Source organism: Streptomyces sp. NPDC058796 (assembly GCF_042745235.1).
Classification (GTDB): Bacteria; Actinomycetota; Actinomycetes; order Streptomycetales; family Streptomycetaceae; genus Streptomyces.
Map to the genome: position 1 here is coordinate 548,620 of NZ_JBHYOP010000003.1, position 24,761 is coordinate 573,380.

General features: G+C 72.6%; 22 protein-coding genes. 13 read left to right on the forward strand and 9 right to left on the reverse strand.

What is annotated here, in order from left to right:
• Positions 1–3 precede the first annotated feature (3 nt).
• Both ACFW47_RS11245 and ACFW47_RS11250 read left to right on the forward strand, forming a co-directional pair.
• A complete protein-coding gene (locus ACFW47_RS11245; RefSeq protein ID WP_386305591.1) occupies positions 4–711 on the forward strand; it encodes an NUDIX hydrolase in 708 nt (235 codons plus the stop codon).
• Between the two features lie 47 nt (positions 712–758).
• Positions 759–1,958, forward strand: coding sequence for a MarP family serine protease (locus ACFW47_RS11250; protein WP_386279591.1), 1,200 nt, complete (start codon positions 759–761; stop codon positions 1,956–1,958).
• A gap of 57 nt (positions 1,959–2,015) precedes the next feature.
• On the opposite strand, the gene ACFW47_RS11255 is transcribed toward ACFW47_RS11250, so the two are convergent.
• The 6 genes from ACFW47_RS11255 to ACFW47_RS11280 all read right to left on the reverse strand — a co-directional run bounded on the left by ACFW47_RS11255 (position 2,016) and on the right by ACFW47_RS11280 (position 10,206).
• Positions 2,016–2,207 carry a hypothetical protein gene (locus ACFW47_RS11255; protein ID WP_386279589.1) on the reverse strand — a complete coding sequence of 64 codons (192 nt, stop codon included), beginning with the start codon at positions 2,205–2,207 and terminating at the stop codon, positions 2,016–2,018.
• A 127-nt stretch (positions 2,208–2,334) separates the two neighbouring features.
• The gene (locus ACFW47_RS11260) at positions 2,335–3,303 is read right to left on the reverse strand and encodes an alpha/beta fold hydrolase (protein WP_386305592.1); all 969 of its coding nucleotides are present in this window, start codon (positions 3,301–3,303) and stop codon (positions 2,335–2,337) included.
• Positions 3,300–3,788, reverse strand: a complete 489-nt coding sequence (locus tag ACFW47_RS11265; RefSeq protein ID WP_386305593.1) for a phage holin family protein — start codon at positions 3,786–3,788, stop codon at positions 3,300–3,302. Before ACFW47_RS11265 ends, ACFW47_RS11260 begins: the two co-directional genes overlap by 4 nt.
• Before the next feature lie 113 nt (positions 3,789–3,901).
• Entirely contained in the window at positions 3,902–5,326 is a 1,425-nt protein-coding gene (nhaA, locus tag ACFW47_RS11270) for a Na+/H+ antiporter NhaA (protein WP_386279583.1), read from the reverse strand.
• 214 nt (positions 5,327–5,540) lie between these two features.
• Positions 5,541–7,496 carry an acetate--CoA ligase gene (gene acs, locus ACFW47_RS11275; protein WP_386279581.1) on the reverse strand — a complete coding sequence of 652 codons (1,956 nt, stop codon included), beginning with the start codon at positions 7,494–7,496 and terminating at the stop codon, positions 5,541–5,543.
• 217 nt (positions 7,497–7,713) lie between these two features.
• Complete coding sequence (locus tag ACFW47_RS11280) at positions 7,714–10,206, reverse strand: SulP family inorganic anion transporter (RefSeq protein ID WP_386305595.1); 2,493 nt, start codon at positions 10,204–10,206, stop codon at positions 7,714–7,716.
• Between the two features lie 319 nt (positions 10,207–10,525).
• On the opposite strand from ACFW47_RS11280, the gene ACFW47_RS11285 reads away from it, so the two are divergent.
• A complete protein-coding gene (locus ACFW47_RS11285; RefSeq protein WP_386279577.1) occupies positions 10,526–11,809 on the forward strand; it encodes a hypothetical protein in 1,284 nt (427 codons plus the stop codon).
• 59 nt (positions 11,810–11,868) lie between these two features.
• On the opposite strand, the gene ACFW47_RS11290 is transcribed toward ACFW47_RS11285, so the two are convergent.
• A complete protein-coding gene (locus tag ACFW47_RS11290) occupies positions 11,869–12,849 on the reverse strand; it encodes an ATP-binding protein (protein ID WP_386305596.1) in 981 nt (326 codons plus the stop codon).
• Between the two features lie 111 nt (positions 12,850–12,960).
• Between ACFW47_RS11290 and ACFW47_RS11295 the strand changes: the two genes are divergently transcribed.
• Positions 12,961–13,785: an oxidoreductase gene (locus tag ACFW47_RS11295; RefSeq protein ID WP_386279573.1), complete on the forward strand. Its 825-nt coding sequence runs from the start codon at positions 12,961–12,963 to the stop codon at positions 13,783–13,785.
• Between the two features lie 381 nt (positions 13,786–14,166).
• On the opposite strand, the gene ACFW47_RS11300 is transcribed toward ACFW47_RS11295, so the two are convergent.
• The gene (locus ACFW47_RS11300; protein ID WP_386279571.1) at positions 14,167–15,027 is read right to left on the reverse strand and encodes an HAD family hydrolase; all 861 of its coding nucleotides are present in this window, start codon (positions 15,025–15,027) and stop codon (positions 14,167–14,169) included.
• A gap of 608 nt (positions 15,028–15,635) precedes the next feature.
• Between ACFW47_RS11300 and ssd the strand changes: the two genes are divergently transcribed.
• From ssd to ACFW47_RS11335, 7 genes are all read left to right on the forward strand, one after another.
• On the forward strand, positions 15,636–16,808 hold the full coding sequence (ssd, locus tag ACFW47_RS11305; protein ID WP_386305598.1) for a septum site-determining protein Ssd: 1,173 nt from the start codon (positions 15,636–15,638) through the stop codon (positions 16,806–16,808).
• 383 nt (positions 16,809–17,191) lie between these two features.
• Complete coding sequence (locus ACFW47_RS11310; protein ID WP_386305599.1) at positions 17,192–18,373, forward strand: TadA family conjugal transfer-associated ATPase; 1,182 nt, start codon at positions 17,192–17,194, stop codon at positions 18,371–18,373.
• Positions 18,357–19,235: a type II secretion system F family protein gene (locus ACFW47_RS11315; RefSeq protein WP_386305601.1), complete on the forward strand. Its 879-nt coding sequence runs from the start codon at positions 18,357–18,359 to the stop codon at positions 19,233–19,235. Before ACFW47_RS11310 ends, ACFW47_RS11315 begins: the two co-directional genes overlap by 17 nt.
• Positions 19,232–20,029: a type II secretion system F family protein gene (locus ACFW47_RS11320; RefSeq protein ID WP_386305602.1), complete on the forward strand. Its 798-nt coding sequence runs from the start codon at positions 19,232–19,234 to the stop codon at positions 20,027–20,029. Before ACFW47_RS11315 ends, ACFW47_RS11320 begins: the two co-directional genes overlap by 4 nt.
• Before the next feature lie 88 nt (positions 20,030–20,117).
• A complete protein-coding gene (locus ACFW47_RS11325) occupies positions 20,118–20,345 on the forward strand; it encodes a DUF4244 domain-containing protein (RefSeq protein WP_386279563.1) in 228 nt (75 codons plus the stop codon).
• Positions 20,332–20,718 carry a TadE family type IV pilus minor pilin gene (locus ACFW47_RS11330; protein ID WP_386279561.1) on the forward strand — a complete coding sequence of 129 codons (387 nt, stop codon included), beginning with the start codon at positions 20,332–20,334 and terminating at the stop codon, positions 20,716–20,718. Before ACFW47_RS11325 ends, ACFW47_RS11330 begins: the two co-directional genes overlap by 14 nt.
• Complete coding sequence (locus tag ACFW47_RS11335) at positions 20,715–21,146, forward strand: Rv3654c family TadE-like protein (RefSeq protein ID WP_386305603.1); 432 nt, start codon at positions 20,715–20,717, stop codon at positions 21,144–21,146. The genes ACFW47_RS11330 and ACFW47_RS11335 overlap by 4 nt, the downstream gene beginning before the upstream one ends.
• A 16-nt stretch (positions 21,147–21,162) precedes the next feature.
• On the opposite strand, the gene ACFW47_RS11340 is transcribed toward ACFW47_RS11335, so the two are convergent.
• A complete protein-coding gene (locus ACFW47_RS11340; protein ID WP_386305605.1) occupies positions 21,163–23,721 on the reverse strand; it encodes a DEAD/DEAH box helicase in 2,559 nt (852 codons plus the stop codon).
• Positions 23,722–23,803: 82 nt separating this feature from the next.
• Between ACFW47_RS11340 and bldG the strand changes: the two genes are divergently transcribed.
• Positions 23,804–24,145 (forward strand): anti-sigma factor antagonist BldG, encoded by a 342-nt coding sequence (bldG, locus tag ACFW47_RS11345; protein WP_003975386.1) that lies wholly within the window; start codon positions 23,804–23,806, stop codon positions 24,143–24,145.
• A 113-nt stretch (positions 24,146–24,258) separates the two neighbouring features.
• Positions 24,259–24,690, forward strand: a complete 432-nt coding sequence (locus ACFW47_RS11350) for an ATP-binding protein (protein WP_386279555.1) — start codon at positions 24,259–24,261, stop codon at positions 24,688–24,690.
• Positions 24,691–24,761: the final 71 nt, after the last annotated feature.

The following is a 24,761-nucleotide window of genomic DNA, read 5'->3' on the forward strand; positions in this document are numbered from 1 at the left end:
GAGATGACACGGGCGAGTGACACGCAGGGCGACACACGCCGCGCCATGCTCAGCACGGAGGGCCTGCCGGGCTGGCTGGACCCGGTGGTGCGGGCCGTCGCGACGGTGCGGCCCACCCAGCTGAGCCGCTTCCTGCCCCCCGAGGACGGCGCCGGACGCCAGTCCGCCGTGCTGATCCTGTTCGGCGAGGGTGGGGGCGGCCGGGGCCCGGAGCTGCTGCTGATGGAGCGGGCCGGCACCCTGCGCTCGCACGCCGGGCAGCCGGCCTTCCCGGGCGGTGCCCTCGACCCCGAGGACGGCGACCCGCAGGGCGAGGGCCCGTTGCGGGCCGCGCTGCGCGAGGCCGAGGAGGAGACCGGCCTCGACCCGTCCGGCGTGCAGCTCTTCGGCGTCCTGCCCAAGCTCTACATCCCGGTCAGCGAGTTCGTCGTCACCCCCGTCCTCGCGTGGTGGCGCGAGCCCACCCCCGTCGGCGTGGTCGATCCGAACGAGACCGCGCGGGTCTTCACCGTCCCCGTGGCCGATCTCACGGACCCCGCCAACCGGGTCACCACCCTCCACCCCAGCGGCCACAAGGGCCCCGCGTTCCTGGTCGAATCGGCGCTCGTCTGGGGCTTCACGGCCGGCATCATCGACCGGCTGCTGCACTTCGCGGGCTGGGAGCGGCCCTGGGACAGGGAGAAGCAGGTCCCGTTGGACTGGCGGTCATGACAGGGTGACCGGTGTGAGCGTAGAACGACGAGGCGGGGCCTGAATCGGTGAACGTGCTGGACATCCTCTTGCTGCTGGCCGCCGTCTGGTTCGCGATCGTCGGCTTCCGCCAGGGCTTCGTCGTCGGCATCCTGTCCGTGGTCGGCTTCCTCGGCGGCGGTCTCGTAGCCGTCTATCTGCTGCCGGTGATCTGGGACGCGCTGACGGACAACGCGGAGGTGAGCACGACCGCCGCCGTCGTCGCGGTCGTCGTCGTCATCGTCTGCGCCTCCGTCGGCCAGGCCCTGACCACGCATCTGGGCAACAAGCTGCGCCGCTACATCACCTGGTCCCCGGCCCGCGCCCTGGACGCCACCGGCGGCGCGCTGGTCAACGTGGTGGCGATGCTGCTGGTCGCCTGGCTGATCGGTGCCGCCCTCGCCCAGACGACCATGCCGACGATAGGCAAGGAGGTCCGGCAGTCCCACGTGCTGTCGGGCGTGCAGGAGGTGCTGCCGGACCAGGCCGACACCTGGTTCAACAGCTTCAGCTCCGTCCTCGCCCGCAACGGCTTCCCACAGGTCTTCAGCCCGTTCGCCAACGAGCCGATCACCGAGGTCCAGCCGCCCGACCCCGCGCTGGCGAACAGCCCGGTCGCCGTCCGCGCCAAGCGCTCCATCGTCAAGGTCATGGGCACCGCCCCCGACTGCGGCAAGGTCCTGGAGGGCACCGGCTTCGTCTTCGCCGAGCGCCGTGTCATGACCAACGCCCACGTGGTGGGCGGCGTCGACGAGCCCACGGTGCAGATAGGCGGCGAGGGCAGGAAGTACGACGCGACGGTCGTCCTCTACGACTGGCGGCGCGACATCGCCGTACTGGACGTGCCGGAACTGGACGCGCCCGCGCTGCGGTTCAGCGAGGAGGACGCGGCCCGCGACGACGGCGCGATCGTGGCCGGCTTCCCGGAGAACGGTGCGTACGACGTCCGCGCCGCGCGCGTGCGAGGGCGCATCACGGCCAACGGCCCGGACATCTACCACCGCGACACCGTCGGCCGCGACGTCTACTCGCTGTACGCGACCGTCCGTCAGGGCAACTCCGGCGGCCCGCTGCTGACGCCCGAGGGGGAGGTCTACGGCGTGGTCTTCGCCAAGTCTCTGGACGACCCCCAGACCGGCTACGCGCTCACCGCGGACGAGATCCGGGAGGACATCGCCGAGGGCCGCGCCGCCAACCAGCAGGTGGACAGCGACAGCTGCGCGCTCTAGGCGTCGGGTTCCGGGACGGTTCCCGGTTCCGGGAATGCCTCGGCCGGCGCGCGGGTGTCAGCTGACGCCGCGTGGATGGCGCAGGCGTACGGAGACCCAGCGGGCCCGGCGGCGCAGGATGCGCGGAATGCCCACCCGGAGGTCCGCCGCCGCGAGTTGCGGGGCGCCACCTCGGCGGTGGGTGCTGCTCACGCCGCTCGTGGAGCGGCCGTCGCGTGCTACGTCACTGTAGTCGTGCGTCCAGCCCATACCCCGACGTGTGCCCCCGCCCGAAGGTCGATAACCGTTCCGGGAGCGTCCAATTGGCCTATGCGCCGGGCAAGTGGCCGTTCATAGGACAAGCGTTCCGGTTCGAGTACCGGGCGCGTCCGTACGGTCACCGATCGGGTTCGGGATCCTTCAGCCAATTGATCAGTTCGGTGGAAAACGCGACCGGGTCCTCTTCGTGCGGGAAGTGTCCGAGCCCGTCGAACAGCCGCCAGCGATAGGGCGCTTCGACGTACTGCCCGGAACCGGCCGCGCTCCGGGTCCGCAGCACCGGGTCCAGGGAGCCGTGCAGGTGCAGCGTCGGCACCCGCACCGGCCGCTTCATGCGGCGGTAGAACTGGATGCCGTCCGGACGGGCGAGCGAGCGCACCAGCCAGCGGTACGGCTCGACGGAGCAGTGCGCCGTGGAGGGGATGCACATGGCCCGGCGGTAGGCCGTCACCGCCTCCTCGTCCAGCGGCCGGGGGCCCGACCAGTCGTCGATCAGCCGCCCGACCAGCGCGCCGTCGTCCGCCGTCAGTTGGCGCTCCGGGATCCAGGGGCGCTGGAAGCCCCAGATGTAGGAGCCCACGCGGGTCTGGCGGACGTCCCCGAGCATGGCCGAGCGCCAGCGGCGCGGGTGCGGCATCGAGGAGACCGCGAGCCGCCGTACGAGCTTGGGCCGCATCGCGGCGGCCGTCCAGGCCAGGTAGCCGCCCAGGTCGTGGCCGACCAGCGCGGCGTCCGGCTCGCCGAGGGAGCGGATCACGCCGGTGATGTCGAGGGCGAGACCGGCGGGGTCGTAGCCGCGCGGGGTGCGGTCGCTGCCGCCGACGCCGCGCAGGTCCATGGCAACGGCGCGGAAACCGGCGTCCGCGAGCGCCGTCAGCTGATGCCGCCAGGTCCACCAGAACTGCGGAAAGCCGTGCAGCAGCAGTACCAGCGGCCCGTCACCCACCTCCGCGATGTGAAAGCGGGCGCCGTTGGCGGCGACGTCCCGGTGGGTGACCTCGTGCCCGCCGGGGATGTCGAGGCGTACGACCGAGGCGGGGTTGTGCGCCGACGGGGGTTGCCCCATCGGGGTGGCGGGATCCGTCATGAGGACGAGCGTGCCACAGCCTCGATGGCTTCGGGGGACCGGTCCGCGGGCAGCCCGGGACGCGGGTGCGGCTTGGCGTTCTGCAGCACGCCCGCCGACTGCTTCACCGAGGCGGCGACCTTCTGCGGGCCCTTGCCCTTCTTGGCCTTCTTCGCGAAGACGACGCCGATCAGCGCGAGCAGGCCCGCGACGAGGACGTTCGCCGCGAAGGACAGCAGGAAGCAGACCGCGAGGTTCCAGCCGCTCCAGGTCCGGATGCCGTAGGCCAGCGCGAAGCTCAGCATCGGCAGCGAGAACACCAGCAGCAGGCCCGCCAGCGAGAACGCGCCGCCGCTCGTCGCCCCGCGCTTGACGTCCTGCCTCAGCTGGGCCTTGGCCAGGGCGATCTCGTCGTGCACGAGCGCCGACAATTCGGTGGTCGCCGAGGCGAACAGCTGGCCGATGCTGCGTTCGGTGCCGACCGGGCTGCCGTCGGGTGCGCTCATCGCGTCTCTCCCTCTTCCGCTGGCTGATCTGCGTACGGTTCCGTGGCTGCCGGACGCCGCCTGACTACCGCGTCCGACCGCGTGCGGTCCGTCTTTTGTACCGTCTCGTCAGATCATGCCGGACCGTCGCCCTGATCGCCTGCCCCGCCCGGCACTTCGGCAAGCCGCGCCGCCTCCATCTCCTCGGCGATCCGGCGGTGCTCGGCGGCCTTCTTCTCATAGATGGCGGCCACCCGCAGGTGGTACGCCGGGTCGTCCTCCTCGTAGACGTCCGGCACGCCGCTGAGGTCCTCGTCGCGCTCCTCCGCCTCGGTCAGGCGGCGGTACTTCGCGTTCCGTACCTTCAGCAGCACGGTGGCCAGGAGCGCCGCGACGAGCGAACCGGTCAGGACGGCGGCCTTGACCTCGTCGGTCATCGCCGCGTCGCCCTCGAAGGCCAGCTCCCCGATGAGCAGCGACACGGTGAAGCCGATGCCGGCCAGCGTGGCCACCGCGAACACGTCGGCCCACTGGAGGTCGTCGCTGAGCGAGGCCCGGGTGAACCGTGCCGTCAGCCAGGTGCCGCCGAAGATGCCGAACGTCTTGCCGATCACGAGCCCGAGGACCACGCCCAGGGTCTCCGGCTTGGTGAACACGTCGGCCAGTGCCCCGCCCGAGACCGACACACCGGCGCTGAACAGCGCGAACAGCGGTACGGCCAGACCTGCCGACAGGGGGCGGACCAGGTGCTCGATGTGCTCGCCGGGGGAGTGCTGCTCGCCCTCCCGGGTGTGGCAGCGCAGCATCAGGCCCATCGCGACGCCGGCGATGGTGGCGTGGACGCCGCTGTTGTACATCAGCCCCCAGATCACCAGGGCGAGCGGCACGTACACGTACCAGCCGCGCACCCCCTTGCGCAGCAGCAGCCAGAAGGCGGCGAGGCCGACGACGGCGCCGCCGAGCGCGGCGAAGTTCAGGCTGTCGGTGAAGAAGACCGCGATGATCATGATCGCGAAGAGGTCGTCGACGACGGCGAGCGTCAGCAGGAAGGCGCGCAGGGCGCTCGGCAGGGAGGTGCCGATGACGGCGAGCACCGCGAGGGCGAAGGCGATGTCGGTGGCGGTGGGCACGGCCCAGCCGGCCAGCGAGCCGCCGCCGGAGGTGGCGGTGACGGTGTACACGAGGGCCGGTACGGCCATGCCGCACAGCGCCGCGACCACCGGGAGCGCGGCGGCCTTCGGGTCCTTCAGGTCTCCGGCGACCAGCTCGCGCTTGAGCTCGATGCCGGCGACGAAGAAGAAGATCGCCAGCAGTCCGTCGGCGGCCCAGTGCGCGACCGACAGGTCCAGGCCGATGGACTCGATCCCGAAGTGGAAGTGGCTGACGCTCTCGTAGCTGTCGCCGAACGCCGGTATGTTCGCCCACGCCAGTGCGGCGATCGCGGCGAGGAGCAGCAGCACACCGCCGACGGTCTCGGCGCGCAGCGCTTCGGCGACGTAGTTCCGCTCGGGGAGGGACAGCCGTCCGAAGGCTTTGCGGGGGGTGTGGGGCGCGGTCACGGGGAAGACCTCCGGTCATTGGGCAGCACTGACACGCTTGCCGACCAGACTTCCCGGCACACCATGAGGATCTTGTTGAGTCTCTTACGCGTTCCTTAGCCTACCTAAACTGCCGTGGTGCTGCCGGGTGACCTTCGTGACGTACGTAACGGGACGCAGCGCGCGAAAAGGGCACCCGGCGGGTCTCGCGCCGGGTGCCCTTCACCTGGGCGTCTCAGTCCTCGCTGGGTGCCGCGGGCAGCTTCGACTGGATGAGGTCCATGACCGTGGAGTCCGCCAGCGTCGTGACGTCACCGACCTGCCGGTTCTCCGCCACGTCGCGCAGCAGGCGACGCATGATCTTGCCGGAGCGGGTCTTGGGCAGCTCGGCCACCGGCAGGATCCGCTTGGGCTTGGCGATCGGGCCGAGCGTGGCGCCGACGTGGTTGCGCAGCTCGCTGACCAGGTCCTCGGACTCCGCCGCCGCACCGCGCAGGATCACGAAGGCCACGATGGCCTGCCCGGTCGTCTCGTCGGCCGCGCCGACCACGGCCGCCTCGGCGACCGACGGGTGGGAGACGAGGGCCGACTCGACCTCGGTCGTGGAGATGTTGTGGCCGGAGACCAGCATCACGTCGTCGACGCGGCCCAGCAGCCAGATGTCACCGTCCTGGTCCTTCTTGGCCCCGTCGCCGGCGAAGTACTTGCCCTCGAAGCGCGACCAGTACGTGTCGATGAAGCGCTGGTCGTCGCCCCAGATGGTGCGCAGCATCGACGGCCACGGCTCGGTGAGGACCAGGTAGCCGCCCCCGCCGTTCGGCACCTCGTTGGCCTCGTCGTCCACGACGGTGGCGGAGATGCCGGGCAGGGGGCGCTGGGCGGAACCGGGCTTGGCGTGGGTGACGCCCGGCAGCGGCGTGATCATCATCGCGCCGGTCTCGGTCTGCCACCAGGTGTCCACGACCGGGGTGGCGTCCGCGCCGATGTTCTTGCGGTACCAGATCCACGCCTCGGGGTTGATCGGCTCGCCGACCGAGCCGAGGACGCGCAGCGAGGACAGGTCGAACTTCGCGGGGATGTCGTCGCCCCACTTCATGAACGTCCGGATCGCGGTGGGCGCGGTGTAGAGGATCGAGACCTTGTACTTCTGCACGATCTCCCAGAACCGGCCCTGGTGCGGGGTGTCCGGGGTGCCCTCGTACATGACCTGCGTCGCGCCGTTGGCGAGCGGGCCGTAGACGATGTACGAGTGGCCGGTGACCCAGCCGACGTCGGCGGTGCACCAGTAGACGTCGGTCTCCGGCTTGAGGTCGAAGACGGCCCAGTGCGTGTACGCGGTCTGCGTGAGGTAGCCGCCGGAGGTGTGCAGGATGCCCTTCGGCTTGCCCGTCGTACCGGACGTGTACAGGATGAACAGCGGGTGCTCGGCGTCGAACGCCTCCGGCGTGTGCTCGGCGGACTGCCGGTCGACGGTCTCGTGCCACCACTTGTCGCGGGAGTCGTCCCACGCCACTTCCTGGCCGGTGCGGCGCACGACGAGGACGTGCTCCACGGTGCCGGCGCGCTCGACCGCCTCGTCGACGGCGGGCTTGAGGGCGGAGGGCTTGCCGCGCCGGTAGCCGCCGTCGGAGGTGATGACGACCTTGGCGTCGGCGTCCTGGATGCGGGTCGCGAGCGCGTCCGAGGAGAAGCCGCCGAAGACCACCGAGTGGGCGGCGCCGATCCGGGCGCAGGCCAGCATCGCGATCGCCGTCTCCGGGATCATCGGCATGTAGACGGCGACCCGGTCGCCCTTCTGCACGCCGAGCTCCAGCAGGGCGTTGGCGGCCTTGGAGACCTCGTCCTTGAGCTGGGCGTAGGTGATGGCGCGGCTGTCGCCGGGCTCGCCCTCGAAGTGGATGGCGACGCGGTCGCCGTTGCCGGCCTCGACGTGGCGGTCGACGCAGTTGTGGGCGACGTTGAGCTTGCCGTCCTTGAACCACTTGGCGAACGGCGGGTTCGACCAGTCGAGGGTCTCGGTCGGCTCCTCGGCCCACGTCAGCCGGCGGGCCTGCTCGGCCCAGAAGCCGAGTCGGTCGGCCTTGGCCTGTTCGTACGCCTCCGCCGTGACGTTGGCGTTCGCGGCCAGGTCGGCGGGGGGCGCGAACCTGCGCTCTTCCTTGAGCAGGTTGGCCAAGGATTCGTTGCTCACGACATCTCCCATTCTCAGGGTTGTCCGTTGTGTCCCAGGCCACAGCTCATCAGACCCGGGGGGCCGATGACAAGGGTCGACGGGCAACTGGTTTAGACCTGTGTGGCGGTCCGCTGTCCTCGTGGCCAGTGGTCATCAGTACCCACGGACGCCGAAGGCGCGGGGTTCAGCGTCTGTAACGACGCTCACACTCCCCGCGCCTCGGCCTCTGTGCCGCTCAGGCGGTCAGGTCGGTCTCCAGGACCAGCTCGAACACACCGTCCCCGGCATCGCCCGGGTCCGGGGAGAGCAGGTACGCCTGGGCCTCGCCCACGTGGAAGTACATGCCGTGCAGCTCCAGGTCCCCGGTTCTCAGGGCCCGGGCCACCGCGTCGTGGGCGCGCAGGTGCTCCAGCTGCTGGACCACGTTGGCCAGGCAGAGCCGCTCGGCCGCGTCGGTGGGCGGACGTCCGGCCAGCCGGGGCTGGGACTCGGCGCCCACCGGCTCTCCCCGGAGTCGCTCCAGGCTCGGCAGCCCGTGCCGCAGCCACCGCTTGAGAGGCGTCTGCGCGCCGCCGGGATCGGCGCTGAGCAGTGCCTGCACGGCCCCGCAGCCGGAGTGCCCGCACACGGTGATGGACCGCACCTTCAGCACGTCCACCGCGTACTCGATCGCGGCGGCAACGGAGTCGTCGCCGCTCTCCTCGCCGGGCAGCGGCACGAGGTTGCCCACATTGCGCACGACGAAGAGGTCGCCGGGCCCGCTGGAGGTGATCATCGAGGTGACCACCCGGGAGTCGGCGCAGGTCAGAAAGAGCTGGGAGGGCTGCTGTCCCTCACGGGCCAGCCGGGCCAGCTCGCCGCGCACCAAGGGCGCGGTGTTGCGCTGGAACGCGCTGATGCCACGCGCCAGCTCCCGTCCGCTGAGCCCGCCGGGGGGGCCCGCGACGACCGGACCGGTGTGTTCGCCCGGTGCGACGGTCCCTTCGGGTCCGGGCCCGTCCGCCCCGCTCTCCCCGCCCTGTCCGCGCGGTCCGCCGGGAGCGGGCGCGGTGTCCGCTTCCGTACCGGTCCCGTCCTGCCGGTCGGTGCCGGGCGGGGGCGCCGGCTGCGGGGGCTCGCACTGGTGGTTGCGCCAGGGAGTCCAGGGGCGGCAGCGGCAGCCGTCCGTGTCGGCCGGCTCGGAGATGCGGGTGCCCGGGCGGCGGCCGGTGATCTCGACGCGGCCTCCCTGCGCGGTGTGCGTCTTCTGCCAGTCCTGCAACGTCTCGTACGCCGCGTGGTCCATGAACGACCCGTCCAGTTCCACTACGGTGTCCGAACCCTGGGGCACCTGGTGCAGGACCCGGCTGAGCCGCGGCACCGCGAGGAAGGTCAACTGGCCTCTCACGTGCACGTGGTGGACCCCTGCCGTCTCCTCGTGCCTGATCCGGGTACGGGTCAGGCGGTGCAGGGCGACGCCGACGGCCACGGCGATGCCCAGCGCGACGCCCTCCAGAACACCGAAGAACACCACGCCTCCGGTGGTGACGGCGTAGACCAGCACCTCGCGGTGGCGGGTCACCGTGCGGATGTGGTTCAGCGACACCATCTTCAGGCCGACGGCCATGACCAGGGCGGCGAGCGAGGCGAGCGGGATCAGCTCCAGGGCCGGGACCAGCAGCAGCGTGGCGATCAGTACGAGAAGGCCGTGCAGCATCGTGGAGTTCCGGCTGACGGCGCCGGCGGACACGTTGGCGGTGCTGCGTACGGCCACACCGGCGATGGGCAGTCCACCGAGCGCGCCGGAGACGATGTTGCCGGCGCCCTGGCCGAGCAGCTCGCGGTCGAGGTCGGAGCGCTTGACCCGGCCGGTCAGGCCCGGCCGGGCGGAGACCAGTTTGTCCACGGCGACCGCGCCGAGCAGCGACTGCACACTGCACACCAGCGTGGTGGTGAGCACGGCGGCGACGAGGCCGAGCACCGGGCCGTCGGGCAGCGTCGCCAGGGCGTGGCTGCTCCAGGAGGGCAGGTCCACCTTGGGCAGGCGGAGCCCGGCGAGGGCCGCGACCGCGGTGGCGCCGGCGACGGCGATGAGGGCGGCGGGGAGCTTGCCCAGCAGCCGCCCGGCCCGGCCGGGGACGCGCGGCCAGAGCAGCAGCAGGGTCAGCGTCAGCACGCTCGCCGCCAGGTCGGCGGGGCGCAGGTTCGCCAACTGGGCCGGCAGCGCGAGCAGGTTGTCCGGCACGGAGCTCTGCGGGGTGCCGCCGAGGACGATGTGCAACTGGGCGACGGCGATGGTGACGCCGATGCCGGCGAGCATGCCGTGCACGATGGCGGGGCTCACGGCGAGCGCGGAGCGTGCCACGCGCAGGCAGCCGAGGCCGAGTTGAGCGATGCCGGCGCACACGGTGATGGCGCAGGTCGTACGCCATCCGTACTGCTGGATGAGGTCGGCGGTGACCACGGTGAGCCCGGCGGCGGGTCCGCTCACCTGGAGGGGGCAGCCGCCGAGCCGTCCGACGACGATCCCGCCCACCGCGGCGGCGACGAGGCCGGCCTGGAGGGGGGCGCCGGTGGCGAGGGCGATGCCCAGGGAGAGAGGGAGGGCGATCAGGAAGACCGCGATCGAGGCCGACACGTCGGCACCCGCGACGCGGAAGCGCCGGGGGCCGCCGGGCGGCGGGCTGTGGGGTGGGTGGATGTGCTCGGTCCGGGCCGAATCGGCGCGGGCGGGGACGCAGGACGACATGTTTCCCGTCTCCTACAGCGGCGGGATACCGAGCGCCCGGCGGACGCTCGGTGCGTACGGGGATGAGCGCTGGTGAACGCGCTGGCGGTTGCGCTCAGTAAATAGATCGTAATTCAGAGTAAAGACGAGGCATAGACTTTTCGCGCAAATGGAGTAATGCGCTGCTCAAGTGAGTGAATCGATGTATTTCATCGGCTTGTCGTACTAATTCCCTCTCGCGTTCGTGCCACCTTGACGGCGCTGACGCCACGGCCCGGCTCAGCACCTGACATCGCCGTCGTCGGCGTTGGCCCGAGAGAAGGAAGAAGGTGGGCGGAACATGGCCGCCACCCACAGGATCGCCGCGCGCACCGTGGTCGCCGCCGCGGTCTGCGCCGCGTCGCTCGCCGGTTGCGCGATCGGCAGCGGTACCGGTTCCGGTGAAGGGACGCAGGGTCCGCAGAAGGAGAAGGGGAAAGCGGCGCCGGCGCCCAAGAACGCGGTCCGCCTGATCGGCGACGGTTCCACCGCGTACACCGGGGCCCAGCCGCACCTGCCCCGGCCCGAGCGTCTGGGGCCCGGCCAGAAGCCGCCGCAGTTCGTGGTGTTCTCCTGGGACGGCGCGGGCGAGGACAGTCAGAAGCTGTTCTCCCACTTCCGCGAAGTGGCCAAGGAGAACGACGCGACGATGACGTACTTCCTGAGCGGCGTGTACATGCTGCCGAAGGAGAAGCGGGACCTGTACCGGCCGCCGCAGCACTCCCCGGGCCGCTCGGACATCGGCTTCAACGACGAGCAGGGCATCGCCGACACCGTCAGGCAACTGCGGCTGGCCTGGCTGGAGGGCAACGAGATCGGCACCCACTTCAACGGCCACTTCTGCGGCCCCGGCGGCGGGGTCGGCGAGTGGTCCGTCGAGGAGTGGAAGGAGGAGATCAGGCAGGCCAAGCAGTTCGTGAAGACCTGGAAGACCAACACCGGGATGAAGAACGCGGCGCCGCTGCCCTTCGACTACGACAAGGAGCTGATCGGCGCCCGCACCCCCTGCCTGGAGGGCCAGGAGAACTTCGTGAAGGCCGCCAGTGACATGGGCTTCCGCTACGACAGCAGCGGCGTGAACAACCAGGTCTGGCCGGAGAAGAAGCAGGGCCTGTGGGACCTGTCGATGCAGCTCGTGCCCTTCCCCGGGCACACCTTCGAGCAGCTCACCATGGACTACAACTTCATGGTCAACCAGTCGGGCACCACCACCCAGGGCGACCCGGCCAAGCACGAGTTCTGGGGCGACCAGATGCGCGACGGTCTGCTCCAGGGCTTCCAGCGGGCCTACGACGGCAACCGCGCCCCGCTGATCATCGGCAACCACTTCGAGTCCTGGAACGGCGGCACCTACATGCGCGCCATCGAGGAGGTCATCGAGACGGTGTGCACCAAGGACGAGGTGCGCTGCGTCTCCTTCCGGCAGCTCGTGGACTGGCTGGACGCCCAGGACCCGAAGGTGCTGAAGAAGCTGCGCACCCTGGGCGTCGGCGAGGCGCCGAAGAAGGGCTGGGCGTCCTTGCTGTCGGCCCAGCCCGCGCCGGCGCCGAAGGGCGTGCCGGGAGCCCCGGCCGCCAAGCAGTAGCCGTCGGGCGGGCGCGGACGTACGCCCGGCTCAAGCGCCGGCACCGCCGGGTGCCGGCGTCACGCCGGGGTGGCGACCGTCTCGCCGAGCACGAAACCGGGGTCGACCTGCGCCGCCAGGTCGGCCCCGGTGCGCTCATTGCCCCAGCTGCGGGCGTTCTTCAGGTGGAAGTGGACCATCTGGCGCGTGTAGCGCTCCCAGTCCCGCGACTCGTAGGTCGCGTCGGTGGCCGCGCGCAGCGTGTGCAGCGCGCGGTGGTTGGCCTCCTCCAGGAGCTCGAAGCGGGGCGGCCGGCCCTTCTCCATGGCGCGCACCCAGTCCGAGTGGCCGACGGTCGTCAGGAGGTCGTCCCCGACCTCTTCGCGGAGGAAGCCGAGGTCGTCCGGTCCCTGCACCTTGTTGCCCACGACCTTCAGGGTGACGCCGAAGTCGCGGGCGTACTCCTTGTACTGGCGGTAGACGGAGACCCCCTTCCGGGTCGGCTCGGCGACGAGGAACGTGATGTCGAAGCGGGTGAACATGCCGGAGGCGAACGAGTCCGAGCCCGCGGTCATGTCGACGACGACGTACTCGTCACGGCCGTCGACCAGATGGTTCAGGCACAGCTCCACCGCTCCCGTCTTGGAGTGGTAGCAGGCGACTCCGAGGTCGGCCTCCGTGAAAGGCCCGGTGACCATCAAGCGGACGGCCCCGGCGTCGAGTTCCACCGGCCGGGCGCAGGCGTCGTAGACCGGATTGTCCTCGCACACCCGCAGCAGGCGTGAACCCTCCCCGGGCGGGGTGGTCTTGATCATCGTCTCCGTGGAGGCGATCCGCGGGTTGGTACCGCGCAGATGCTCCTTGATCAGCGGCAGGTGCTCACCCATCGCGGGCAGCTCGGCGGCCTCCGCCTCGTCGAGGCCCAGCGCGGCCCCCAGGTGCTGGTTGATGTCGGCGTCGACGGCGACGACGGGCGCACCGGTGGCGGCGAGATGGCGGATGAACAGGGAGGACAGGGTGGTCTTGCCGCTGCCGCCCTTCCCGACGAAAGCAATTTTCATGTTCACCAAGAGTAGTGCCGCCCTGGCTGTGCGTGACGCGGTGGTCCGGGTGTACGTGAAGAAGACCACTCATTCGTGGGGTGGGGCCGAGGGGTGCGTAATGTCGTACTCATGAGTACGACAGGCGCGACCGCCGACCCGCTCGCGGCCCTGGGCGAACTGCCCGGCGTGGCCGAGTCCGTGGAGTCCGTCCGCAAGGCCGTGGACCGGGTCTACGGCCACCGGATCATGCGGCGCCGCAGCAACGAGATCACCTCGGAGGCGGCCCTGCGCGGCGCCCGGGGCTCGGCGGCGCTGTCCGGGGCGGACTGGGCCCTGGAGGAGGTGCGCCGACGCAGTGACTTCAGCGTCGACGACGAGGCGCGTGCCGTGGGTGCGGCCCTGCGGCTGACCGCCGAGGCGGGGCAGCTGCTGTCCATCTGGCGCCAGTCGCCGCTGCGGGTGCTGGCCCGGCTGCATCTGGTGGCGGCGGCGGACAAGGCCGACCAGGTGGGACGGCCCCGCCAGGAGGGCGAGCCGGTGGACGAACCCCTCGTCGGGCTGCCGCTGCCGGGCGCCCAGGAGGCGCACGGCCGGCTGGAGGGCCTGGCCGGGCTGGTCATGGCGGGCGGTGCCGCGCCGGCGCTGGTGACGGCGGCCGTCGTGCACGGTGAGCTGCTGGCGCTGCGGCCCTTCACCTCGCACAACGGCCTGGTGGCGCGCGCGGCCGAGCGCATCGTCCTGGTCGGCAGCGGTCTCGACCCGAAGTCGGTCTGTGCCGCCGAGGTCGGCCACGCCGAGCTGGGCCGCGCGGCCTACCTGGCGGCGCTCGACGGTTACGTGTCCGGGACGCCGGAGGGCATGGCCGCCTGGATCGCGCACTGCGGCCGGGCGGTCGAGCTGGGCGCGCGCGAGTCCACGGCGGTGTGCGAGGCGCTGCAGCGCGGGGCGGCGTGAAGGCGCGGCGGTACGAGAATGCGGCGGGATGACAATGCGGCGGTACGAGAATTCGTACCGCCGCTGGCATGACCACCGGGTTACCAAGCGTCCTCGATATGTTGCCCATCAGGTCGGGAGCTTTGCCCGTCACCTGGTGCGGCTGGCCCGTAATCGACGGGTCGACGTCGCGTGGGTGCTCGATGTCCATGCTCGGTCCGTGGGGCCAAATGCGTTCTTAAGGTGATCCTTTCGGATGTCCTTGGTCTCGCGGGCCGTTGAGTCCTTTGTACTCCTGCGCCGGAGCAAGCGGAAGTGCCGGCCGCACTTCTTTACTTTTGCACTCATACGCGGGTGAAAGGGCGGATCGGCGAATTCCGTCGGGAGCGGGAGGGGCGGTGCTCAGGCGGCCGGCGCGGACCGGCGTCGGCTCGCGTACCAGACGAGGCCCGCGGTGGCCGCCGCGGCACCTATCGCGGCGGCGGCGACGAGCGCCGGGCGCGGCGGTACGGAGAGCCCCCGGATGCGCTGCTTCAGCCGTACCGGACGGTGGAAGTCGAGGATCGGCCACTCACGCGCGAGAGCCTCCCGGCGCAGCGCCCGGTCCGGGTTCACCGCGTGGGGGTGGCCGACGGACTCGAGCATCGGCAGGTCGGTCACCGAGTCGCTGTAGGCGTAGCAGCGGCTCAGGTCGTACCCCTCGGACTCGGCCAGCTCCCGGATCGCCTCCGCCTTGGTGGGGCCGTACGCGTAGTACTCCACCTCCCCGGTGAAGCGGCCGTCGTCGCCGACGACCATGCGGGTCGCCACCACCCGGTCCGCGCCGAGGAGCTCACCGATGGGTTCGACGACCTCGGCGCCCGACGTGGAGACGATCACGACGTCGCGGCCGGCGGTGTGGTGCTCCTCGATCAGCGAGGCGGCCTCGTCGTAGATGATCGGGTCGATCAGGTCGTGCAGGGTCTCGGCGACGAGCTCCTTGACGAGCCGGACGTCCCAGCCCCGGCAGAGGGCGGAGAGGTACTTGCGCATCCGCTCCATCTGATCGTGGTCGGCTCCGCCCGCGAGGAAGACGAACTGGGCGTACGCGGTACGCAGCACGGCCCTGCGGTTGATCAGCCCGCCTTGGTAGAACGACTTGCTGAACGTCAGTGTGCTGGACTTCGCGATGACCGTCTTGTCCAGGTCGAAGAAGGCCGCCGTGCGGGGCAAGGAGTGCGCCATGGAGTGGGGCGAGGAGTGGTTTTCCACGACCCCGAGCATAGGCGCAGCCCATTCGGCGTAAGGTGGGGCGCGTGGGTTTGCCTGAGAGGCCTCTCGGGTACACCATGGAAGTCACGGATCGTTCGCGACCGTGCTAACCCGGTCCGACTCCTCCCCCCCCGAGTCGGCCGTGGAGACGACCCCCGCTCTCCCCCCCGGCGGGGGTCGTCGCATGTCCGGATGGGTTTTTCTCCCTCCGGCCGACCTGGAGTCCATGCCGTTTCGCTGTCGGCGAGGGCAGATTGTCATGGGCATGAGATGTGACGGAGTGTAGTCGTCGGGCTGCTCTGCGGGCGTCGCACACGGGGTGGAGCGAAGCGGGGCGGGCTCACCGGTTTGAGTGACGGCGATATTCACATCCATCGAGTCGTCCACAGTTTTTGACCAAGATCCACACGATTTCCCGGATCGCTGCACCGTGATTGCCACGCGTCCGGGCCGCGCCGAGTTCCATGGCCGGTTCCCTTTGCCGGACGTGTATGGCCGGCCGGTTCTCCATCGGTTCTCAACCGGTTCTTCGGTCGGCCGGAAACGCGGGGCCGCAGGGGCCGCGCGAGTTACGGACACCGGCCGCGACCCGGAAGTCGCGGCGAAGGGGGACGCAGACCATGACCGGGATCACCACCCATGACCCGCCTCCCTCCGCCGGAGGGAGGCCGGGCGGGCCGCTGATCGTCACCGAGGACACCGATCTCCTCGACGATCTGCTGCGCCTGTGCGCGGCGGCCGGCGCGACACCGGAAGTGCACCACTCGGTGCCCGCGCCGCCCGCGCCGTCCTCGGGAGCCTCTGGGGCGTTGGGGGCCTCGGGGCCTTCCGGGGCCCGGTGGCCGGGCGGCTGGGAGGCCGCGCCACTCGTCCTCGTCGGTGACGACGCCGCGCGGCGCGTGCGCGGGGCCGTGAGGAGACGGGGAGTGGTCCTGGTGAGCCGTGATCAGGACGATCCCGGAGTGTGGCAGCGGGCCGTCGAGATCGGCGCCGACCACGTCCTGGTGCTCCCCGACGGCGAACAGTGGCTCGTCGACCGCATCGCGGACGTCGCCGAGGGGGTCGGCCGGCCCGCCCTCACCGTAGGTGTCATCGGTGGCCGGGGTGGGGCCGGGGCGTCCACGCTGGCCTGCGCGCTCGCCGTCACCTCCGCGCGAGAGGGGCTGCGCAGCCTCCTGGTGGACGCGGATCCACTGGGCGGCGGCCTCGACGTCCTCCTCGGCGGCGAGACGGCCGAGGGGTTGAGGTGGCCCGCGTTCGCGGCCTCGCGCGGACGGGTCGGCGGCGGCGCCCTGGAGGAGTCGCTGCCCGAGCTGCATTCGCTTCGGGTGCTCAGCTGGGACCGCGGTGACTGCGTCGCGGTGCCGTCCCAGGCCGTACGTGCCGTGCTCGCCGCGGCCCGGCGCAGGGGCGGCACGGTCGTCGTGGACCTGCCGCGCCGGATCGACGACGGCGTCGCCGAGGTCCTTGCCCAGCTCGACGTCGGGCTTCTCGTGGTCCCGGCCGAGCTGCGGGCCGTCGCGGCGGCCGGCCGGGTGGCGGCCGCGGTCGGCATGGTGCTGCGCGATCTGCGCGTCGTGACCCGGGGGCCGTACGACTCGGGCCTCGACGACCGCGAGGTGGCCAGGCTCCTCGGACTGCCGCTGGCCGGCGAGGTGCCCGTCGAGTCCGGCCTCCTGCGCGCCACCGACGGCAAGCGCCCTCCCGGCGCCTCCGCCCGTGGACCGCTGGCGCGCTTCTGCCGGGCCTTCTGGGAGCGGACGTTGGTGGAGACGGGGGGTGGAACGGCGTGAAGGCGTCAGTGGGGCTCAAGAGGGCGGCGCGGCGGCCGACCGCGGGGGGTGGCGTCCCGGGCTGGGCCGTTCGGGCGGCCCCTGGGGCGGTGCCGGTGTCCGGGGCGGCTGCGGGGACGGCCGGCGCAGGGGGCGGGACGGAGGCGGCCGCGGGCCGGACCCCCGGGCTGGGTTCGGGGCGGCGCCAGGGGCTGGTTTCGGGGTCCGTCGCGGGACGATCTCGGGAGACGCTCTCAGCACTCGATCCAGGAGGGGGAGTGGTTCCGGGACCGGCGTCGGGGCTTGCTTTCGGCCTGCGCGCAGGACGGTCCCCGGGGACCGCCGCCGACGGGGCGCCGGCAGCCGCGGCCCTCGTGGGCCCTCGTCCCGGCCCGGCGCCCGCGATGCTCGACGGGGTGCGGCGGTGGCTCGCCGAGAGGGGGGCGGAGCCCACGCCCGCGCGTGTGGCGCAGGCCCTGCGGGAGCAGGGGCGGGTGCTCGGCGACGCCGAGATCCTCGCAGCCGCCGGAAAGCTGCGCTCGGAGCTCGTCGGCAGTGGCCCACTGGAGCCGCTGCTCGCCGACCCGTCGGTGACCGACGTCCTGGTGTCCGCCCCGGACCGGGTCTGGGTGGACCGGGGCGGCGGCCTGGAGCTGACGTCGGTCTCCTTCCCGGACGCCGGTGCGGTGCGGCGGCTCGCGCAGCGCCTCGCCACGGTCGCCGGGCGCAGGCTGGACGACGCCCGGCCCTGGGTGGACGCCCGGCTGCCGGACGGCACCCGGCTGCACGCGGTGCTGCCCCCGGTCGCCGTCGGCTGCACCTGCCTGTCGCTCCGGGTGGTACGGCCGCGTGCGTTCACGCTCGACGAACTGGCGGCCGCCGGTACCGTGCCGCCCGGCGGTGACCGCGTGCTGCGCGCGCTGCTGCGGGCACGGCTGTCGTTCCTCGTCAGCGGCGGCACCGGCAGTGGCAAGACGACGCTGCTGAGCGCGCTGCTGGGCCTGGTCCGGCCGGACGAGCGCATCGTGCTGGCCGAGGACTCGGCGGAGCTGCGGCCCGACCACCCGCACGTCGTCCACCTGGAGACCAGACCCGCCAACCAGGAGGCCGCGGGCCTGGTCACCCTGGAGGACCTGGTGCGGCAGGCGCTGCGCATGCGACCCGACCGACTGGTCGTCGGCGAGGTACGAGGCCCCGAGGTGGCCCATCTCCTGGCGGCGCTGAACACCGGTCACAGCGGCTGCGGGACGGTGCACGCCAACGCCGCCGCCGACGTACCGGCCCGGCTCGAAGCCCTCGGCACGGCCGCCGGGCTGGACCGCGCGGCACTGCACAGCCAGTTGGCGGCGGCTCTCTCGGTCGTCCTCCACCTGGCCCGGGACCGGGCGGGACGGCGCCGGATCGCCGAGGTGCACGTGCTGGAGCGCGATCCGTCCGGGCTGGTGCGGACGGTGCCGGCGTTGCGGTGGGAGGCGGAGGCCTTCGCGGCCGAGCGCGGTTGGGAGCGGTTGCGGGAGTTGCTGCGCACAGACGGGCTCGGGCGCGAGCACCTGGATCGGAGGAGTACGGGTGACGGTGACGGGTGAGCTGTCGACGGGCGTCGCCCTGGTGTGCCTCGGGGCGGCGGCATGGCTCGCGGGGAGCGGGTGGCACGCCGGAGCGCGGCGCGCGCGGCTGGTGCTCGCCGGCGGCGCGACGGCCGGCACCGGGCCGCCGCCACCGGGGCGTCGGCTGACGGACGTGGTGCTGCGTGTCCGTGGCGGGCTGAGGCCAGAGTGGTGGGCGCCGGCGGCCGGGCTGGTGCTGGCCGTGCTGGGCGACTCGGTGCTGCCGGTCGTCGCGGGGGCGGCCGGAGTGCCGTTGCTGCGGCGCACGCGCCTCGCCGGCCGGGCGAGTCGGGCCCGGGAGCACGCGCAGGACGCGGTGATCGCCCTGTGCGGGGCCCTCGCCGGGGAGGTGCGGGCGGGACGGCAGCCGGGCGAGGCGCTGCTGTGCGCCGCGCACGACTCCGGAGGGCTCGGGGACGGACAGGCCGCCGTGCTGGCGGCGGCGCGCTTCGGCGGGGACGTGCCGGGGGCCCTCACGGCGGCGGCGCGGCGGCCGGGGGCGGAGGGGTTACGAGGCCTCGCGGCGTGCTGGCGGGTCGCCGCCGACCAGGGCGCCGGACTGGCGGCCGGTCTCGACCGGCTCGAGGGCGCCCTGCGTGCCGAACGGGACCAGCGTGCCGACCTGCGGGCCCAGCTGGCGGGCGCGCGAGCCACCGCCGTGATGCTCGCCGGCCTGCCGGTCTTCGGCCTCCTGCTCGGCGCCGCCCTCGGCTCCGACCCGCTGCACGTCCTGCTGCACACCGGAGCCGGGCTGGGCTGCCTGCTGGCCGGTGGGGTCCTGGAGGGCCTGGGCGTGTGGTGGGTGACGCGGATCGTGCGGAAGGCGGAGGCGGCGTCGTGACCGGGGACGTTGTCCACAGGCTGGGGGCGGTGATGGGGGCGGTGCTGATCGCAGGCTGGCTGGCACACGGATGCGCGGCCTTCCGGAGGGCTCGGACCGCGCGCAGACGGCTCGCCGGGCTGCTGGCCCCGCCGGCGGTGAGTGCAGGTCCAGGACACGTCCAGGTGCTGGGCACAGTGCGTGACCGGCTGCCGTTGGTGGTCGCGGTGGGGGCCGGCTGGGCCCTGGTCGGGGGCGTCGCCGGTGTGGTGGCGGGCTCGGCGGGCGCGGTGGTGCTGTGGCGCCTGCGCGCTCGGCGGGCGGCCGCCGGCACGGCCGCGGAAGAGACCCGTGCCGCCGAGGCCGTTCGCCAACTGCCGCTGGCGGCCGACCTGCTGGCGGCGTGCGTCGCGGCCGGTGCCGGACCGGTCACCGCGGCCCACGCGGTGGGTGAGGCCCTCGGTGGGCCGGTGGGGGACGCGCTGGGCCGTGGCGCGGCGGAGGTGCGGCTCGGCGGTGAGCCGGGCATTGCCTGGCGGTCACTCGCCGCGCTCCCGGGCGCCGCTCCCCTGGCGCGGCTGCTGGAACGGGCGGATGTGTCCGGGCTTCCCGCGGCCGGCCCCGTCGCCCGGCTGGCCACCCAGGCCCGTACCGACTGGGCCCGCACCGCGACGGCACGGGCCCGCCGGGCGGCCGTCATGGTCACCGCGCCGGTGGGGCTGTGCTTCCTGCCCGCGTTCATCGCGGTGGGCGTACTGCCGGTGGTGATCGGGCTCGCGGGCGGGGTGCTGGGAGACGGGGGAGGTGGTGGCTGACGGGAGGGGCGGGCCGGCGTGGGGCCGGCGCATGACGGAGCGGTGAACCAGTAAGCGCACAACGGCAAAGAACCTCACGGGGGTTGTGATGAATCAGGTGGTACGGGCGCGGCTGAGTGCCCTGACACGTGCGATGTGGTCGGCACGGAGCCGGTGGACCGCGAAGCGGGACGCGGGAATGGTGACGTCCGAGTACGCGATGGGGATCGTCGCGGCGGTGGCCTTCGCCGTGGTCCTCTACAAGGTGGTGACGAGCGGGGCGGTCAGCGCGGAGCTGCAGGGCATCGTGAAGCAGGCACTCGATGCGCGGATGTGAACGGCGCCCGGGGGCACGGTCCCGCGACTCGGACCGGGGTTTCGTGACGGCGGAGACCGCCGTGGTGCTCCCCGTGCTGGCCGGGTTCGCGATGGCGCTGGCGTGGGGGCTGCTCGTGGTGGCCACGCAGATCCAGTGTGTGGACGCGGCCCGGACGGGCGCCCGCGCGGCGGCCCGCCAGGATCCGGCCGACGCGGTTGCCGAGATCACCCGAGAGGCGGCACCTCGCGGGGCGCGGGTCACGGTCAGCCGGGAGGGGGACCGGGTCCGGGTGGCCGTGGTGGCCGAGCCACCGGCGCTGCGGGGGCTGCCCTTCGAGGTACGGGAGGAGGCCGTGGCGTCGGTGGAGCGGACGGCGGGAGGCGGGCCGTGAGGATCCGGGCCGGGAACGCCGACCAGGGCTCCGCCACCGTCTGGAGCGTCGGTGCCGTCGCCGTTCTGTGCCTGGTGTTCGGTGTCGTGCTGGCCCTGGGGCAGGCGGTGGTGGCCCGGCACCGTGCGGCCGGTGGCGCCGATCTGGCGGCGCTCGCGGCGGCGGACCACTGGGACCGGGGCGGTACGGCGGCGTGTGCCCGGGCGGCGCGGACCGCGGCGGCCCAGGGGGCGCGGTTGGTGAGCTGTGTGCTCACCGGGCAGGTCTCGGACGTGACGGTGGCATCGGGCCGGGGCCCGTTCACGGCGGAGGTCCGGGCGCGGGCGGGCCCGGCGGTGGAGGTTCCCCCGGCGGGGATCGCGGCACCGGCGGACCGGTCGGTGGGGGCTACGGCGACGGAAGTCCCGTCGGGTGGGCCACCCCCGTGAGGGTGGCCGCTGGAGGCTACCGGTGGGCGTCACGGGCCGGGTTGCCCGCGTCCGCCTCCGCCTGCCTCGCCTCGGGCGGGCCCACTTCCCCTCCCGCCGCAAGGTCCGCGCCCCCGTCCGCAGCTCCGTCAGCGGCTCCCCGCAGGAGCACCGACAGGAGCCGTACGGCCCCCCGCTTGTGCAGTGGGTCGTTGCCGTTGCCGCACTTGGGGGACTGGATGCAGGACGGGCAGCCGGCGTCGCACTCGCAGGAGGCGATGGCCTCCCGGGTGGCGGCGAGCCAGTCGCGGGCCGTGTGGAAGGCCCGCTCGGCGAAGCCCGCCCCACCCGGGTGGCCGTCGTACACGAAGACCGTCGGGAGCAGCGTGTCCGGGTGCAGGGGGACGGACACGCCGCCGATGTCCCAGCGGTCGCAGGTCGCGAAGAGGGGCAGCATGCCGATCGAGGCGTGCTCGGCGGCGTGCAGGGCGCCGCCGAGGATCTCCGGGTTGATCCGGGCGGCGTCCAGCTGGTCCTCGGTGACCGTCCACCACACCGCCCGGGTACGCAGCGTCCGGGGAGGCAGGTCGAGCTTCGTCTCGCCCAGGACTTCGCCGGTGATGAGACGGCGGCGCAGGAAGGAGACCACCTGGTTGGTGACCTCGACGGAGCCGTAGCACAGGCGCCCGTCGCCCCAGGGCACCTCGGTGTCGGTCTCCAGGACGGAGATCGCCGTCGTGTCGCGGGCCACCGTCGAGTACGCGGGCGTGGCCTGCTCGACCAGCGCGACGGAGTCCTCCAGGTCCAGGGACCGGACGAGATAGGTGCGGCCCTGGTGGAGGTGGACGGCGCCCTCGTGGACCGTCGTGTGGGCGGCTCCGGCGTCCACCGTGCCCAGCAGGCGGCCCGTGCCGGCCTCGACGACCTGGACCGGCCGTCCGCCCTCGCCGCGGATGTCGGTGAGGTCGGCGGCCCGCTCCCGGCGCGTCCAGTGCCAGGCCCTGGTCCGGCGGCGCAGCAGCTTCGCCGCCTCCAGCTGGGGAAGCAGCTCCTCGCAGGCGGGGCCGAACAGCGCCAGGTCCTCATCGGTCAGGGGCAGCTCGGCCGCCGCCGCGCACAGGTGCGGGGCGAGGACGTACGGGTTGTCCGGGTCGAGCACCGTGGACTCCACGGGCTGGTCGAACAGGGCCTCGGGATGGTGGACGAGGAAGGTGTCCAGCGGGTCGTCCCGGGCGACCAGCACTGCCAGCGCCCCCTGCCCGGCCCGCCCCGCCCGGCCCGCCTGCTGCCACAGCGACGCACGGGTGCCCGGATAACCGGCGATCACCACGGCGTCCAGGCCGGAGATGTCGAGCCCGAGTTCGAGGGCGTTGGTCGCGGCGAGGCCGAGGAGCTCACCCGAGTGCAGGGCGCGTTCCAGCGCGCGGCGCTCCTCGGGGAGGTAGCCGCCGCGGTAGGCGGCCACGCGCCCGGCCAGCGAGCGGTCGACCTCGGCCAGACGCTCCTGGGCGATCACCGAGATCAGCTCGGCGCCGCGCCGGGACCGCACGAAGGTGATCGAGCGCCTGCCCTGCACGGTGAGGTCGGTGAGCAGGTCGGCGGCCTCGGCGGTGGCGGTGCGGCGGACCGGCGCGCCCTTCTCGCCCTCCAGCTCGGTCAGGGGCGGTTCCCAGAGGGCGAACACCAGTTCACCGCGCGGTGAGGCGTCGTCGGCGACCTCGACGACCGGCAGTCCGGTGAGCCGGCGGGCCGCCATGGAGGGTTCGGCGGCGGTGGCGGAGGCGAGCAGGAAGACCGGCGACGCGCCGTACCGGGCACACAGCCGGCGCAATCTTCGCAGCACCTGGGCGACATGGGAGCCGAAGACGCCCCGGTAGGTGTGGCACTCGTCGACGACGACGTACTTCAGCGCCTTCAGGAAGGAGGACCAGCGGGGGTGGGACGGCAGGATGCCGCGGTGCAGCATGTCCGGGTTGGTCAGCACGTAGGTGCCGTACTGGCGGATCCACTCGCGTTCCTCGAACGGCGTGTCGCCGTCGTACACCGCGGCTCGAACGGACGTGCCCAGCGGTCGTGCGAGTTCCTTCACGGACCGGCACTGGTCGGCGGCGAGCGCCTTCGTCGGCGCCAGGTACAGCGCGGTGGCGCCCCGCCCGTTCGGCGCGTCGGAGCCGTCCAGCAGGGTCGACAGCACCGGCACCAGGTACGCCAGGGACTTGCCGGACGCGGTGCCCGTGGCGACGACCACCGAGTCGCCGTCGAGGGCGTGCTCGGCGGCGCGTGCCTGGTGGGCCCAGGGGTGTTCGATTCCGGCCGCGCGCACGGCCGCGACGACCTCCGGGCGAATCCGGTCCGGCCAGACGGCATGACGACCCGCGCGAGGGGGCAGGTGCTCCGTATGAGTGATGCGCGCAGCCCGGCTCGGTCCCGCGGCGAGCCGGTCCAGGAGCATGCCCGGTTCCGGCCGGGAGCCGGGCTCCGCCGGGGGTCGATCGGGTCGGTGATTCTTGGCCATCGGCACCGAGTCTGTCACTGGCGTGACGGACAATGGGACCAAGGCGTCGTGCACGCCTGCCGGTAAGTGATTGAATGCCATCGCGGCTGGCGAACCGTCCTGGGGGCTTCAAGCCGAGGTGTCCCGAGGGACGACCGCTCGATAGCAAGGTGCTGGAGGATCCGTGGACCTGTCCCTGTCGACCCGTACCGTCGGCGATCGTACGGTCGTCGAGGTCGGTGGCGAAATTGACGTATACACCGCGCCCAAGCTGCGTGAGCAGCTGGTCGAGCTCGTGAACGACGGGAGTTTCCACCTCGTCGTCGACATGGAGGGCGTGGACTTCCTCGACTCCACCGGGCTCGGCGTACTGGTCGGCGGACTGAAGCGGGTGCGCGCCCATGAGGGCTCGCTGCGCCTGGTCTGCAACCAGGAGCGTATTCTCAAGATCTTCCGTATCACCGGCCTGACCAAGGTGTTTCCCATTCACACCTCGGTCGAGGAAGCGGTGGCGGCCACCGACTGACGACCGGCCCCGGCCGGCCCTCGGGCCGCCCGGGGCCGCAGTAGAACGACGGAGGTCCGGGCTGTCGGCGGCCCGGACCCCCGACAGCACGCCCGTAGTTCCGAGGGGGATGCATGGCCACCGTCGAACTCCGCTTCAGCGCGCTGCCCGAGCATGTCCGTACCGCCCGTCTGGTGGCGGCCGCGGTGGCACGCCGGGCCGGAGTGGACGAGGCCGTCCTCGACGAGGTCAGGCTCGCCGTCGGCGAGGCCTGCACCCGGGCTGTGGGCCTGCATCAGCACGTCGGCATCACGGCGCCGGTCAAGGTGTCGCTGATCGAGGAGGAGAAGCAGTTCTCCATCGAGGTCGGTGACGAGGCGCCGCACGCCGTGGCCGGGGCGTCGGCCCCGGGTTCGGCCGCCGACGAGGCGGAGGCCGAGGAGGACGAGATGGGCCTCGCGGTCATCAGCGGACTCGTCGACGACGTGGAGGTCACGGCGGGCGAGGACGGCGGACTGATCCGCATGACCTGGCCGACCGCGCCGGCGGTAATGCCGCCGGTCTGACCCACCCTCGCATCACCCGAAGGGCCCCACCCGGTGGGGCCCTTCGCCGTGTGCGCACTTACATTGGGATC

Excerpts from the sequence above, each read along its gene's own strand:
- ACFW47_RS11245 (WP_386305591.1), top strand. The coding sequence starts at position 4 with ATGACACGGGCGAGTGACACGCAGGGCGACACACGCCGCGCCATGCTC.
- ACFW47_RS11255 (WP_386279589.1), bottom strand. The coding sequence starts at position 2,207 with ATGGGCTGGACGCACGACTACAGTGACGTAGCACGCGACGGCCGCTCC.
- ACFW47_RS11260 (WP_386305592.1), bottom strand. The coding sequence starts at position 3,303 with ATGACGGATCCCGCCACCCCGATGGGGCAACCCCCGTCGGCGCACAAC.
- ACFW47_RS11265 (WP_386305593.1), bottom strand. The coding sequence starts at position 3,788 with ATGAGCGCACCCGACGGCAGCCCGGTCGGCACCGAACGCAGCATCGGC.
- ACFW47_RS11280 (WP_386305595.1), bottom strand. The coding sequence starts at position 10,206 with ATGTCGTCCTGCGTCCCCGCCCGCGCCGATTCGGCCCGGACCGAGCAC.
- ACFW47_RS11285 (WP_386279577.1), top strand. The coding sequence starts at position 10,526 with ATGGCCGCCACCCACAGGATCGCCGCGCGCACCGTGGTCGCCGCCGCG.
- ACFW47_RS11290 (WP_386305596.1), bottom strand. The coding sequence starts at position 12,849 with ATGAAAATTGCTTTCGTCGGGAAGGGCGGCAGCGGCAAGACCACCCTG.
- ACFW47_RS11295 (WP_386279573.1), top strand. The coding sequence starts at position 12,961 with ATGAGTACGACAGGCGCGACCGCCGACCCGCTCGCGGCCCTGGGCGAA.
- ACFW47_RS11300 (WP_386279571.1), bottom strand. The coding sequence starts at position 15,027 with ATGCTCGGGGTCGTGGAAAACCACTCCTCGCCCCACTCCATGGCGCAC.
- ssd (WP_386305598.1), top strand. The coding sequence starts at position 15,636 with ATGACCGGGATCACCACCCATGACCCGCCTCCCTCCGCCGGAGGGAGG.
- ACFW47_RS11310 (WP_386305599.1), top strand. The coding sequence starts at position 17,192 with ATGCTCGACGGGGTGCGGCGGTGGCTCGCCGAGAGGGGGGCGGAGCCC.
- ACFW47_RS11325 (WP_386279563.1), top strand. The coding sequence starts at position 20,118 with ATGAATCAGGTGGTACGGGCGCGGCTGAGTGCCCTGACACGTGCGATG.
- ACFW47_RS11330 (WP_386279561.1), top strand. The coding sequence starts at position 20,332 with ATGCGCGGATGTGAACGGCGCCCGGGGGCACGGTCCCGCGACTCGGAC.
- ACFW47_RS11340 (WP_386305605.1), bottom strand. The coding sequence starts at position 23,721 with ATGGCATTCAATCACTTACCGGCAGGCGTGCACGACGCCTTGGTCCCA.
- ACFW47_RS11350 (WP_386279555.1), top strand. The coding sequence starts at position 24,259 with ATGGCCACCGTCGAACTCCGCTTCAGCGCGCTGCCCGAGCATGTCCGT.